Genomic DNA, 13,100 nt, shown 5'->3' with positions numbered 1-13,100 from the left:
TTGGATAATCAGGCAGTCAGCCGCCAGGTCATCAGGGTTATCAGCCACAAGGTTACCATCCTCATGGCGACAGTCGGGTTCATGCCTGTATGTCAGTCAAAGGTGCGCGCACACGTAGGGCGGCGGTGAGCGCGATGTAAGACAGGGATGCGGCCACGATCCCTACCAACGGCGCCACCCACGGTGAGTGAAACGCCAGCACTGTGCCCACGGCATACGCCGCCAGCCCCGGCCAATTGAATGCCGGCAGGCGTGCATCGGCCAGGCGCGGGTACTGGCCGCGATAGCGGTAGAAGAAATCCGCCATGATGACCCCGCCAATCGGCGGAATCACGGTGCCCAGCAGAATCAGATAAGGCACCAGCAAGTCGTACATGCCAAGCAGTGCCAGCAATGTACCGATCACCGCGCCGGCCAGGGTCACGGTTTTGCGTCGCCGGGTACGCAGCAGATTGCAGCCGGCGACGGCGAAGTTGTAGATGGTGTTGTCCTGCGTGCTCCAGATGTTGAGCAGCAACATGGCCATCGCCGCCATGGCGAAACCTTGCAGCAAGAGTACCTCGACCACATCGGGCTGCTGATAGACGATGGCGCCATAGGCACCGATCAACACCATCAAACCATTGCCGATAAAAAAGCCGATCAGGCTGGCCAGCACCGCGACCTTGGCCGAACGAGAAAAACGCGTCCAGTTGGTCGCCTGGGTGGCGCCGCTGACAAAGGTACCGAATACCAGCGTGATGGCGGTGGACACGTCCAGTTCCGCCGTCGGCACCACCGCCATAAGCCCCTCAAGACCGCCGACTTTGATGGTGGCAACCCACATCGACAGCAACAGCAGGACGCCCATGGCCGGCACCGCGATATAGGAAAGAATCTCCAGCCCGCGATAGCCCACATACGCCGTGGCGCAGAACAGCAGGCCAAACAACACCATCAGCGCCAGCACCGTGCCTTGGTTCAATTCGAAATATTTGCCCAGCACCACGGCGGCGGTGGCGGTGCCCCAGGCGTACCAGCCGATCTGGGTGAAGCCGAGGATCAAGTCGCTGAGTTTGCTGCCCACCTCGCCAAAGCAGAAGCGGCCCATCAGGACCGAATTCAAGCCGCTCTTGAACGCGATGTAGCCCAGGCCTGCGGCGTAAATACCCAGCAACAGGTTACCCAACGCCACGACGCCGAGCATGTCGATAAAACTGAACGCCACGCCCAGCTTGCCGCCGGCGAACATGGTCGCGGTAAAGAAGGTGAAGCCCAGCAACACCATGGCGGTGGACGCAAGGCCCTTGCGCGCATGCATCGGCACTTCGCTGAGGGGGTAATCGTTACCCGGTTCTTGCTGCGTCATGGCCTTGCTCCCTGGATGACTGACGCCGTGCTGTTGCACTGTGCGTGCCAAACCGGCAGCGCGGCGTATTTGTCGCCAGGCAGCTGTGTCGAGCGCGCCCAAGAAGGCACGAAAGCAGTGCAGCAGTGAGACAAAGTGGATCAGTCGAACAGCGTCTGGGTGGTCTCGCCACGATGAAAGGCAAACGCCGCTTCAAGATCGCTTTCGATGGTGCGCCCACGGGACAGCGGCGGCAGGTCGTCGAGGGTGAAAAAGCCCACTTCAGTGGTTTCAAACCCGGCCACCGGCGCCAGTTGGTCGACCCGCTCGCACAGGAAGTACAGCTTGTAGAAGTCCCGCACATCCGGGCGATACAAGCCCTTGGCCTTGTGCGTGACGCTGTACAGCGCGCGTGCTGTGACGCTCAGACCGGCTTCCTCACGGATCTCCTTGACGATATTTTCCGCCGCCGACAGGCCGATATCGGCATAGCCACCGGGCAGCGCCCAGCAACCGTCGGTCAATTCGCGTACCAGCAGTATCCGGTCGCCTTCGATCACCGCGCCGCGTACGTCAATCATCGGGGTTGAATAGCGCTTGGCAAAATCCGGCACCAGCCCGGTGATGCGCGCAAGCGGCACATCCGCCAGTTGCGCGAGCATGCTGTGGGCAATCTCGGCGATTTCCTCGAGGCGCTCACGCTCAAAGTCGTCGGTGCAAAAATGCAGCCCCGTAGACGCCAGTGCCTGCAAGCGTTTGGCCTGGGTCAGCCAGAGGTTTTCCATGGGGGTTCCTATAGAAGATGTTTGATCATATAGACGCGGCGCAGGCCGTGTTCCTCGGCGCGATGGGTTTGCACATAGCCACGGCGACTGTACAGCGCAAGGTTCTCGGTCATCATCTCATTGGTGTACAGACGGATAGCACTGTAGCCGGCATCAAGGGCCTGCTGTTCGGCAAAATCCATCAGCTGTCGCCCCAAGCCAAGGCCCTGGGCGTGTGGGGCGACGGCGAGGTTATCCAACAGCAACGCCGTGTCGGTGTGCTTGAGGATAACAAAGCCTTGAACCTGCCCGGCGTGGTCCAGCACATGCACGCCCCCGTCTTCGACCCGCTGCGCGTAGTCCTCCAGCATCGGCCCAGGCTTTCGGCCGATACGCTCGATGTAGGGCGCATAGGCAGCCTGGGCGATGGCTTCGATAGCGGCACTGTCATCGGCCGTGGCGGGGCGCATCATTTGGGCGTGCTCCTGTCATAAAGGCTCAGTCCACTGGCGCTTCGAAGATCGCCTCGATGGGCCGTTCGAACACCTTGGCGATCTTGAACGCCAGCGGCAAGCTTGGGTCGTAGCGGCCGGTCTCGATGGCGTTGATGGTCTGGCGCGATACGCCCAGGCGCTGCGCCAGATCAGCCTGGGACCAACCCAATTCTGCGCGTAACTGGCGCAGTTGATTATTCATTGATAACGCCTTGTGCCAATGATCGTTGCCACACACCAGACGCCGCCCATGATCGGCCAGACCATGAAGGCCGAGAGGCGCGGCAGGCCGGCGGTTTCCAGGAAACCGTAGCTGAAGGTGGTGAGGGCGGTGCATACAAACGCCACCGCGAGCGCTTCCAACTGAATCTTGCGGCCTAACTCATCCATGCTGTTCAGCCGACGGATGATCGACACCGCCATCGCGATCATCGGAATAACCGGCAGCAATGCCAAGGCGATTTTCGCGGCGCCGTCAGGCATCGACCGTACAGATGAGCTGGAAATCACCACGCAGCAAATGTACACCAACAGAGTGACTATAAATTCCACCAGGAAGCGCTTGGTCGACATGACTCTCTCCATAAGTAAAGGGTGCTTTACATTAGGTGGGCACGTTTTCCATGTCAAGCACGCTTTACATTTGCACGGCCAGGCATAAAAAAACCACCCGCAGGTGGTTTTAAACACTCAACCGCTTACTCGCCGCGATAGATGCACCCGCTGGTGCAGGTCTCATGGATGCGAATCGCGCTGAGTTCCGGCAACAAGGGTTTGAGTTCGGTCCAGATCCACTTGGCCAGCACTTCGCTGGTCGGGTTTTCCAGGCCTGGGATGTCATTGAGGTAGTTGTGGTCGAGGCGTTCGTAGAGCGGCTTGAAAATCGCCTTGATTTCCGAGAAGTCGCGAATCCAGCCGGTATGGGGATCCAGGTCGCCGCTGAGGTGGATCGCCACCTTGAACGAATGCCCGTGCAGGCGCCCGCATTTGTGGCCCTGCGGCACGTGTGGCAGGCGGTGGGCGGACTCGAAGGTAAACTCTTTGAAAATTTCCACAGTATTTTAAGCTCGGTCAGGTATCTGGCAGGCGGCGAGTTTAACAGCTTGACCCCTTGCCGCGCATACCGCTGGGTCACAGGGCTTGCAGCCGCTCGCCCAGCCCACCATTGTCCGCCAGTTGCAGGAACTCATCCCCCAGCCGCCGGCTCTCGCTCATCGCGGTTTGCCAGTATTTGTTGCGGCTCGAGTCATCGCCCATAAAGCGCTTGAAGTCACTGCGGTCCGGCAATTTGCCGTGGGGCAGGCGGGCCAGGTAGTCCTTGGAGGGCGCCACTAGCAGCACATCCTGCAAGCCTTGCGGGTTACTGCGCCGCCACGGCAAGCCCTTGTCGAACCAGCCGGGGATCACCCGGTCGGTGAAGTGCGGGTACAGCACGATGTCGCCGCCGTGGTAAGGCAGGTCGAGGTGATAGTCCAGCAGGCCACCGTCGCGGTAAGTGCCCGTGCCTGCGCCGGGCAGGTCGCGCACGCCTTGCATCACCATGGGGATGGAGCCCGAGGCCAGCAGTGCCTGGCGCAGGTTGCCCAATTGCAGGTCGAGAAAGCGCGAAGGGAAGTCCGTCAGCGCATGTACGGGTGGTGGCTGGCGCGGGTCGTGGATGATCAACCGCTCAAAATGCCGCGACAGCCGCGCACGGCCACGCAGGTTGTCGGCAATCACCGACGACAGGCCCAGCCCCAGTCGCCCACGGTGGTCATCGGCGAGCAGGCCGTGGCTCTTGACCACCATGATATTCAGGCGATAGTCGGGGTTGTCCAGCACCTGCGCATCGCGGCCGGCCAGCAGGTCGTCGAGCATACGCTGGCAGCTGTGGCTGACTTCGGCCATGGTCACGCCCTTGGCGAAGCGTTGCTCGTTATACAGGCGGCCGAGGTCGAGCAGGCCTTGCACCGGGTCGGGCAGGCACGCACTGGCAAAGCGCCAGGAGCCGATGGACGCGCCGATCAATGCGCGCTCACGCGGTGCGCGCGGCAGCCAATCGCCGAACAGCGCCAGGTCCAGGCCTTGAATGCCCAGCGCCTTGGGGCCACCGGCCGCACCGGGTAGGATACCGACATCCGCCGGCGCAAGGCCTTGCTCGCGAATGCGCGTGAAAGCGCGTTTGCCGGCCTTGAGGGTCAGGGCGGGGAACTTGATATGGATGGCAGTCATACAGGTCTCGGTTGCAACGAACAGGCAATATAAGAGAATTCTTGCAACGATGGGTAAGCATGCCGATTGAAAATTGCCATGGTGGCAATTCAGTTTCAGTTAAGTTGTCACGGGTACCGTGGTGGCCCATGTCCCTCATCGGGCCGCCCTCAAGGAACATCAGGATACGTAATGAAGGTAAATCTACGCGCAGGCAGTCAGGTGGCGCTGGTATTACTACTGAGCAGCGCCAGCCTGTCGGCCCATGACCTTGGGCAGGACGAAGCCCTGCGTCTGCGTCAGGAGGGCGTCATTGCGCCGCTGGAACAGTTGCTGGGCCCGGCGCTGGAGCGCTACCCGGGCGCTAAGCTGCTGGACGCCGAGCTTGAAGAGCACAAGGATCGGCCGGTGCGCTATATCTACGAGATCGAGTTGCTGACCGTCGAAGGTGTGGTGCGTGAAATCGAGCTCGACGCCAGTACCGGCAAGCTGCTCAAAGATAAGGAAGACGACTGATGCGCCTGCTTCTGGTGGAAGATAACGTACCGCTGGCCGATGAATTGTTGGCGGGCCTGCAGCGCCAGGGCTACGCGGTCGACTGGCTGGCCGATGGGCGCGATGCCGCGTATCAAGGTCGCAGCGAACCCTATGACCTGATCATCCTCGACCTCGGCTTGCCGGGCCTGCCCGGGCTGGAGGTGCTGGCGCAATGGCGCGCGGCGGCCTTGGCCACACCGGTGCTGGTGCTGACCGCACGCGATTCCTGGGCCGAGCGTATCGAAGGGCTCAAAGCCGGCGCCGACGATTACCTGAGCAAACCCTTTCACCCCGAAGAACTCTACTTGCGCATCCAGGCACTGTTGCGCCGTTCCCACGGCCAGGCCAACCAGCCGACGCTGCAAGCCGCCGGCCTGCACCTGGATGAAGGGCGCCAGTGCGTGTTGCGCGATGGCGACGAGATCCAACTGACCGCCGCCGAATTCCGCCTGCTGCGCTACTTCATGTTGCACCCGGAACAGATCCTGTCGAAAAGCCACTTGGCCGAGCATTTGTATGACGGCGAGACCGAGCGCGACTCCAATGTGCTGGAAGTCCACGTCAACCACCTGCGCCGCAAGCTGGGGCGCAGTGTGATTGAAACCCGGCGCGGCCAGGGTTACCGGTTTGGCGCCGCTCCGGCATGAAGTCGATTCAACGGCGCCTGAGCCTGGGGTTGATCAGCGTCATGGTGGTGGTCGGCGTGGTGCTGGCGCAGACCAGCTTGTGGTTGTTCGAGGCCGGTTTGCAGCGTTACCTGGAAGCCGGGCTGCGCAACGACAGCGAGAACCTGCTGACGGCACTGGTGCGCGAGCCTGAGGGTGTTCAGTTGGATGAGCAGCGTCTGTCACCGGCCTACCAGCGGCCGTTTTCCGGGCATTATTTTCGCATCGATTTTGCCGACGTCCACTGGCGTTCCCGCTCGCTGTGGGACCAGGAACTGCCGCGGCTGACCGAGCCTGGGCTCAAGGGCAACCTGCAACTGGGGCCGGAACGCCAGCAACTGCTGGTGTTGCGTTCGGACTACAAACGTTTCGGCCAGTCGATTTCCATCAGCGTGGCTCAGGACTACACGCCCGTGCGCGAAAGCTTTCGCCTGATGCGCCAGATTGGTCTGATCATCGGCTTGGCGGCGCTGTTGCTGGTGCTGATTCTGCAACGGGTTACCGTGCGCCGCGCCTTGCGCCCGCTGGAGACCGCACGCAACCAGATCGCCCAACTGCAACAGGGCCGGCGCTCGCAACTCGATACCCAAGTGCCGTTGGAACTGGAGCCGCTGGTGGCGCAGATCAACCATCTGTTGGCCCATACCGAAGACAGCCTCAAGCGCTCGCGCAATGCCTTGGGCAACCTTGGCCATGCACTGAAAACCCCACTGGCGGTGCTATTGAGTGCGGCTTCCAGCGAAGCGCTCAAGGACCATCCCGAACTGAGCAAGCTGCTGCGCGAGCAACTCGATCAAGTGCAGCAACGCCTCAACCGCGAACTCAACCGCGCCCGCCTGGCCGGCGAAACCCTGCCCGGCGCGCTGTTCGACTGTGAAAAAGAATTGCCCGGCCTGCTGGCCACCTTGCGCATGATCCACGGTGAACACCTGGACTTGAGCTACCACGTCGACCCCGGCCTGCAATTGCCCTGGGACCGCGAAGACCTGTTGGAACTGCTTGGCAACCTGCTGGATAACGCCTGCAAATGGGCGGACGCCGACGTGCGCTTGGCGGCCAGCGAAACCCCGCGCAGCTTTCTGCTGGCAGTCGAAGACGACGGTCCCGGCATCCCGCAGGCCCAGCGTGAGCAAGTGCTCAGCCGCGGTGCACGCCTGGATGAGCAGATTGACGGCCATGGCCTGGGGCTGGGGATCGTGCGGGATATCGTCGAGGTGTGGGGCGGTACGTTGCAGTTGCAGGACAGCGAACTGGGCGGGCTCAAGGTGCTGATTGAATTACCCAAACGTTAACACCGAACAAACTGCTGAGATCGTTCCCACGCTCTGCGTGGTAACGCCGCCCTGGACGCTCCGCGTCCCGCTGTCGACGGGTGACGCGGAGCGTCACAGGAGGCATTCCCACGCGGAGCGTGGGAACGATCGTTAAGATTTATACGCGAAACTGATCCATCAACCCCTGCTGCTGATTCGCCAGGCTGTTCAACGCCTGGCTCACTCGCGCCGATTCATTCGCCTGCTCCGACAGCGATTCAGTCACATCCCGAATCGTCGCCACATTGCTGTTGATCTCTTCGGCCACGGCGCTTTGCTGTTCGGCGGCGCTGGCGATCTGCAGGTTCATGTCGCTGATCACCGTGACCGCCTCGCCGATCTGGCGCAGGGCGGTGACCGCCTGGCCAACCTGCTCGACACTGCCTTGGGCCTGGCGATAGCTGTTGCCCATGGAGTCGACCACGTCGGTGGTGCCGCTTTGCAGGTGCTCGATCACCAGGCGGGTTTCTTCTACCGATTCCTGGGTGCGTCGCGCCAGGTTGCGCACTTCATCGGCGACCACCGCAAAGCCACGCCCGGCCTCACCGGCGCGGGCGGCTTCGATGGCGGCATTGAGCGCCAGCAGGTTGGTCTGCTCGGCGATGCCACGAATCACTTCCAGCACCGAGCCGATCTTCTCGCTATTGGCCGCCAAGCCTTCGACCTGGGCCATGGCGGTGCTCATGTCCGCCGCCAGGTTGCCGATGTTGGTGGTGGTGCGGTCGATCACACTCAAGCCGTCGCGGGTGGCCTGGTCGGCATCGCGTGCGGCGTGTGCTGCTTGGGCAGCGCTACGCGCCACATCCTGGGCGGTGGCGCTCATTTCGTGGGAGGCGGTGGCCACTTGATCGACCTGGCGATACTGCTGCTCCATGCCGGCGCTGGTTTGCGTGGCGATCGCGGCGGACTGATCGGCAGTGCCACGGGCGTCCTGCACCGAGCGTTTCACTTGGGCAATGGTCGGTTGCAGCTTGTCGAGGAAGCGGTTGAACCAGCCGGCCAACTGGCCCAGTTCATCGTGTTTGTCATAGGCCAGGCGGCGGGTGAGGTCGCCTTCGCCGCTGGCAATGTCTTCAAGCATGCGCGCCACGCCGAGAATCGGCCGGGTCACGCTGCGGGCCATCAGCCACACGAGCACTAAGCCAACCACGGCCGCCAGCAGGCCCAGGCTCAACTCCAGCAGCGTGCCGCGGGCGTTGTCCGCGTCCAACTGCGCCTTGAGCGTTTCGGCGGGGCCGACCAGGACTTTTTCCGGCACATCCAGCAACACGCCCCACGGCTTACCGCCGGGAATCGGCGCGAATGGCGCCAGCACCTTGAGCTGATGGTCGGTACGCAGGCTGCTGGTCTGGGGGTTACTGGCCAGCACGCTGATCAATTGCGCGCCGCTGGTGGTATCGACCTGATCCAGACGCTGGCTGAGTTTGCCGGCGTCCGGGCTGTAGCCGGCGAGCAAACCGGTGGGGCTGAGGATGCTGACCTGGGTCTGGCCGTCATACAGCTTCTGGCTGGCCTGTTGGCTAACGGCCTGCAAGCTGTTGAGGTTGATGTCCACCGACAGCGAGGCGATGACTTTGCCGTTGACCATCAGCGGGAAGACGATGCTGGTCATCAGCACGTTTTGCCCGTCGATCACATAAAAGTACGGTTCGATCACGCAGGGTTTCAGCGTAGTGCGTGGGCAGGTGAACCAGGCGTTCGCCTTTTCGCCGCTGGGGCCGACGCTGATGTCGGCCATGTCGCTTTCGGGTAGCGACATGGAGGTTAGATTGCCCGGCGTGGGCTGCGACCAGTAGAGGGCGAAGCGGCCTTTATCGTTGCTGCCCAGTTCTGCCTGATTGGCGAACAACTCGTCCTTGCCGTCCAGCGCATTGGCCTCAAACACCAACGACAGGCCGAGCAGATCGGGGTTGGCCTGCAAGGCGGCCTTGACCTGGCGCGTCAGGTCTTCACGGGTATCGAAGGCGTCGAGGAAGCGTTTTTCCGCCTGTTCACGCAAAAACAGCACTTGGCGCGAAAAACCATGGCCGTACTGGTAGGCGTCCATGAATTGCTGGCGAATGCCCAGCGCCTGGACTTCACCTTGGGCTTCGATGCGCGCTTGGGCAGACGCGTCGAGCATCTGCATGCTGGAGGCTTTGACCTGCTGTGAACTCTGCTCCATGCGATACAGCGACAGACCCACCAGCAGGGTCACGATCCCCAGCAGGCACAGGCCCGCGAGCAGGGTGATTTTCCATTGAATGGAGAGCTGTCTAAGCGACATCGGGACATCCTTACCTGAAAACACAGAGAGACCCGTTTATCGGCTGATGCGGATATTTCTTTATTCAAACGTTCAATTTAAAGCCTGAAACGGCGTCGTTTTTTGACATGACGGCCCGCCTGCTGCAAAGTGCGCGCCCTCTAATAAGACCTCCTAAAGCCTGCACGCGGACGCCACCTGATGGCCGCCCGGTCGCGGGCCTGTCTGTTTTTTATGTTTTTTGCTTGAGGTAACCATGATTAACGCAGTCATCGCCGCGGTCGGCACCATGCTGGTGCTCAGTTTGTCCCGTGTGCATGTGGTCATCGCCATTATCGTCGGCGCCCTGGTCGGTGGCTTGACCGGCGGGTTGGGCATCGAGGCCACGCTCAAGGCCTTTAACGGCGGCTTGGGCGGCGGCGCGACCGTGGCGCTTTCCTACGCCTTGCTCGGCGCGTTCGCGGTGGCGATTGCCAAGTCCGGCCTGGCGCATGCCTTGGCGGACAAGGCGCTGCTGTTGGTCGATCGCCAGGAAGCCACCGGCGGCAGCCATGTCAAATGGCTGCTGATCGGCCTGTTGTGGGTGGTGGCGATTGCCTCGCAGAACATTTTGCCGATCCATATCGCGTTTATCCCGTTGCTGGTGCCGCCACTTCTTTATGTGCTGACCAAGCTGCAACTGGATCGCCGGCTGATTGCCTGTGTAATGACCTTCGGCCTGATCACGCCGTATATGTTCCTGCCGGTGGGCTTTGGCAATATCTTCCTTAATCAGATCCTGCTGGCCAACGTGGCCAAGAGCGGCGTGGACATCAGCCAGGTCAACGTCACCCATGCCATGGGCCTGCCGGCATTGGGCATGGTGGTGGGCCTGCTGGTGGCGGTGTTTATCAGCTACCGCAAAAAGCGCGTGTATGACCTGGAGAAAATCGAGCGCGTCGAGCAAGTGGCGGTGCAATACAACCCGCTGACCCTGCTGGTGGCCGGGCTGGCAATTGCCTCGGCATTTATCATCCAGCTGTGGCTGGACTCGATGATCATCGGCGCCCTGGCTGGGTTCCTGATCTTCTCGGTGTCGGGCATTGTGCGCTGGCGCGAGACCGACGACCTGTTCACCGAAGGCATGAAGATGATGGCGATGATCGGCTTCATCATGATCGCCTCCTCGGGGTTTGCCGAAGTGCTCAAGGCCACCGGTGACGTGCGCTCACTGGTGGAAGCCTCGGCGGCGTTCATTGGCCACAGCCGTGGTGTGGGCGCGTTGCTGATGTTGCTGGTGGGGCTGTTGGTGACCATGGGCATTGGTTCGTCATTTTCCACGGTGCCGATTCTGGCGGCGATTTTTGTGCCGTTGTGTGTGCAGCTGGGCTTCAGCCCGTTGGCGATTGTGTGCATCGTGGGTACGGCGGGGGCATTGGGCGATGCCGGTTCGCCAGCGTCGGACTCCACGCTCGGCCCGACGTCCGGCCTGAATATCGACGGCCAGCATCACCATATCTGGGACACCGTGGTGCCGACCTTCCTGCACTACAACATTCCGTTGCTGGCGTTTGGCTGGATTGCCGCAATGACCCTCTAGTATCTGGAACAGGTTCAATTGTGGCGAGCAGGCTTGCCCTGCGTTGGAGCGCGAAGCGGTCCTGAATCCAGACACCTCGATCTACCTGGCGTGTTACGGCGCCTGAAAAGGGGGCTGCTACGCAGCCCAACGCAGGGCAAGCCTGCTCGCCACAACAGTCCAGTCGCCACTCAGCCAAGGTGTCCTACAGATATTTCGCCACTGGCCGTTAACCTCTCAAGTCGCCACGAATAAGAGAGAAAAGCCATGCGTCTGAGTTTAAAGGCCAAAGTCCTGTCCCTGGCCGTTGTGCCGGTGTTGTTGTTTGCCGTAGTCATCAGCCTGACCACGGTGTGGATCCTGCAGGGCCAGGCGCGCAATGAGGTGGATGAAACCCGCCAGCGCCTGCTCAACGACGCCAAGGCCACGCTGCAAAGTTATGTCGAAGTGGCGATGACCACCATCAAGCCGCTCTACGACGCGGCCGCCCCCGGCGACACGGCGGCGCGCGCGCAGGTGGTCAAGCTGTTGTCCAACACGGCGTACGGCAAGGACGGCTACTTCTTCGGCTACGACTCCGAGACCATCCGCCTGTTCAAGGGCAACAGCCCGGACGGCGTAGGCAAGAGCTTCAAAGACAACCGTGACCCCAACGGTGTCTACGTCAACCGCGACCTGGTCAAGGTCGGCAAGGACGGCACCCACTACCTGCAATACAGCTCGACCCAGCCCGGCCAGACCGAGTTGGTGCCCAAGCTCGGCTACACCGAATACTTGCCCAAGTGGGACATGGTGATTGGTACGTCGGTGAACCTCGATGGCATCGAAGCCCAGGTGGAGGTGGTCGAGGCCAAGGTCGAAAAACGCATGGAAGGCGTGCTGCTGAGCATCCTCGGCGTGGCGGTGGTGGTACTGCTGGTGATTGCGGCGGTGGGCATGCTGGTGGCCAATACCATCTTGCGCCCACTGAACCTGATGAAAGCCAACCTCGACGATATCGCCGCAGGCGAGGGCGACTTGACACGCCGCCTGGCGATCACCAGTCAGGATGAGTTGGGCGACTTGGCCGGCGCGTTCAACCGCTTTGTCGACAAAATCCACGGGCTGGTGCGCCAGATCACCGAGATGACCGCGCAACTCACCGGGCTGGTCAGCCAGGTGTCCGAGCAGGCTCAGCGCTCGGAAACCGCCATGGAACGCCAACGTCACGAGACCGATCAGGTGGCGACCGCCATCAACCAAATGTCCTCAGCGGCCCACGAAGTGGCGCGCAGTGCCCAGGGCGCCGCCGTCGCCGCGCAACAGACCGACGCCGAAGGCCAGGCTGCCAAGCGGGTAGTGGACGGCAGCATCGCGCAGATCCATGCGCTGGTGAACGACATCCGCAGCAGCGGTGTGTCCCTCGACAGCTTGCAGCAGGACGTGTCGTCGATTGTCAGCGTGCTCGGCGTGATCCGCTCGATTGCCGAGCAGACCAACCTGCTGGCCCTCAACGCCGCCATCGAAGCCGCACGGGCAGGCGAGGCCGGGCGTGGTTTTGCCGTGGTCGCCGACGAAGTCCGTGCGCTGGCCAGCCGCACGCAAACCAGTACGCAGGAAATCCAGGGCATGATCGACCGTCTGCAAAAGGGTACGGTCGCCGCCGTGGATGCCATGCGCCGCTCCAGCGATGCCGGTGACGGCACTTCGGCCCAGGCCAACCAAGCCGGCGCCTCGCTCGACACCATGGCGCAGTTGATCGGCACCATTAACTCGATGAACGCGCAAATCGCCAGCGCCGCCGAAGAGCAGACCGCCGTGGCCGAAGAGATCAACCGCAGTGTGCATCAGATTGCTGTGGCGGTGGACAGCGTGGCGGATGAAACCCAGCTGGGCGCGCAAACCTCGCGCAGCCTGGCGGACCTGGGCCAGCGCCTGGGGCAATTGGTGGGGCAGTTCAGGATCTGATCAACCATAGCTTCAGCGTATGTTTGCCTAACGTTAATACGAATATACCCATCACCGCCC

At 61.8% G+C, this 13,100-nt stretch carries 13 protein-coding genes; 5 read left to right on the top strand and 8 right to left on the bottom strand.

Annotation, left to right across the window (positions count from 1 at the left end):
* Nucleotides 1-79: 79 nt before the first annotated feature.
* From codB to K0H48_RS16760, 7 genes are all read right to left on the bottom strand, one after another.
* The gene (gene codB / locus K0H48_RS16790; RefSeq protein ID WP_219268319.1) at nucleotides 80-1,348 is read right to left on the bottom strand and encodes a cytosine permease; all 1,269 of its coding nucleotides are present in this window, start codon (nucleotides 1,346-1,348) and stop codon (nucleotides 80-82) included.
* Between the two features lie 140 nt (nucleotides 1,349-1,488).
* Nucleotides 1,489-2,112 carry an NUDIX hydrolase gene (locus K0H48_RS16785; RefSeq protein WP_219268318.1) on the bottom strand — a complete coding sequence of 208 codons (624 nt, stop codon included), beginning with the start codon at nucleotides 2,110-2,112 and terminating at the stop codon, nucleotides 1,489-1,491.
* A gap of 8 nt (nucleotides 2,113-2,120) precedes the next feature.
* Nucleotides 2,121-2,564, bottom strand: a complete 444-nt coding sequence (locus K0H48_RS16780; RefSeq protein ID WP_219268317.1) for a GNAT family N-acetyltransferase — start codon at nucleotides 2,562-2,564, stop codon at nucleotides 2,121-2,123.
* A gap of 25 nt (nucleotides 2,565-2,589) precedes the next feature.
* Nucleotides 2,590-2,787, bottom strand: a complete 198-nt coding sequence (locus K0H48_RS16775; protein ID WP_017135296.1) for a helix-turn-helix transcriptional regulator — start codon at nucleotides 2,785-2,787, stop codon at nucleotides 2,590-2,592.
* Nucleotides 2,784-3,158: a hypothetical protein gene (locus tag K0H48_RS16770; protein WP_219268316.1), complete on the bottom strand. Its 375-nt coding sequence runs from the start codon at nucleotides 3,156-3,158 to the stop codon at nucleotides 2,784-2,786. The genes K0H48_RS16775 and K0H48_RS16770 overlap by 4 nt, the downstream gene beginning before the upstream one ends.
* Nucleotides 3,159-3,283: 125 nt before the next feature.
* On the bottom strand, nucleotides 3,284-3,640 hold the full coding sequence (gene queD / locus K0H48_RS16765; RefSeq protein ID WP_219268315.1) for a 6-carboxytetrahydropterin synthase QueD: 357 nt from the start codon (nucleotides 3,638-3,640) through the stop codon (nucleotides 3,284-3,286).
* 76 nt (nucleotides 3,641-3,716) lie between these two features.
* The gene (locus tag K0H48_RS16760; protein ID WP_219268314.1) at nucleotides 3,717-4,796 is read right to left on the bottom strand and encodes a patatin-like phospholipase family protein; all 1,080 of its coding nucleotides are present in this window, start codon (nucleotides 4,794-4,796) and stop codon (nucleotides 3,717-3,719) included.
* A 171-nt stretch (nucleotides 4,797-4,967) separates the two neighbouring features.
* Between K0H48_RS16760 and K0H48_RS16755 the strand changes: the two genes are divergently transcribed.
* From K0H48_RS16755 to K0H48_RS16745, 3 genes are read left to right on the top strand one after another with little or no spacing between them, the layout of a single operon-like run.
* A complete protein-coding gene (locus tag K0H48_RS16755; RefSeq protein ID WP_138815476.1) occupies nucleotides 4,968-5,291 on the top strand; it encodes a PepSY domain-containing protein in 324 nt (107 codons plus the stop codon).
* Nucleotides 5,291-5,959, top strand: a complete 669-nt coding sequence (locus K0H48_RS16750) for a response regulator transcription factor (RefSeq protein ID WP_017135293.1) — start codon at nucleotides 5,291-5,293, stop codon at nucleotides 5,957-5,959. Before K0H48_RS16755 ends, K0H48_RS16750 begins: the two co-directional genes overlap by 1 nt.
* Nucleotides 5,956-7,269 carry a sensor histidine kinase gene (locus tag K0H48_RS16745; RefSeq protein WP_219268313.1) on the top strand — a complete coding sequence of 438 codons (1,314 nt, stop codon included), beginning with the start codon at nucleotides 5,956-5,958 and terminating at the stop codon, nucleotides 7,267-7,269. The genes K0H48_RS16750 and K0H48_RS16745 overlap by 4 nt, the downstream gene beginning before the upstream one ends.
* A gap of 139 nt (nucleotides 7,270-7,408) precedes the next feature.
* Here the strand turns inward: K0H48_RS16745 and K0H48_RS16740 are convergent, their stop codons facing one another.
* Nucleotides 7,409-9,556 (bottom strand): methyl-accepting chemotaxis protein, encoded by a 2,148-nt coding sequence (locus K0H48_RS16740; protein WP_219268312.1) that lies wholly within the window; start codon nucleotides 9,554-9,556, stop codon nucleotides 7,409-7,411.
* A gap of 238 nt (nucleotides 9,557-9,794) precedes the next feature.
* Between K0H48_RS16740 and K0H48_RS16735 the strand changes: the two genes are divergently transcribed.
* Together K0H48_RS16735 and K0H48_RS16730 are read left to right on the top strand one after the other, a co-directional pair.
* On the top strand, nucleotides 9,795-11,114 hold the full coding sequence (locus tag K0H48_RS16735) for a Na+/H+ antiporter family protein (protein WP_178112740.1): 1,320 nt from the start codon (nucleotides 9,795-9,797) through the stop codon (nucleotides 11,112-11,114).
* A 246-nt stretch (nucleotides 11,115-11,360) separates the two neighbouring features.
* Nucleotides 11,361-13,040: a methyl-accepting chemotaxis protein gene (locus K0H48_RS16730; protein ID WP_219268311.1), complete on the top strand. Its 1,680-nt coding sequence runs from the start codon at nucleotides 11,361-11,363 to the stop codon at nucleotides 13,038-13,040.
* Nucleotides 13,041-13,100 lie beyond the last annotated feature (60 nt).

The sequence above is a fragment of the Pseudomonas sp. Xaverov 259 genome, assembly GCF_019352915.1.
Classification (GTDB): domain Bacteria; phylum Pseudomonadota; class Gammaproteobacteria; order Pseudomonadales; family Pseudomonadaceae; genus Aquipseudomonas.
Note: the sequence above shows the minus strand (reverse complement) of the source record. Positions and strands in the feature narration are given on the sequence as shown.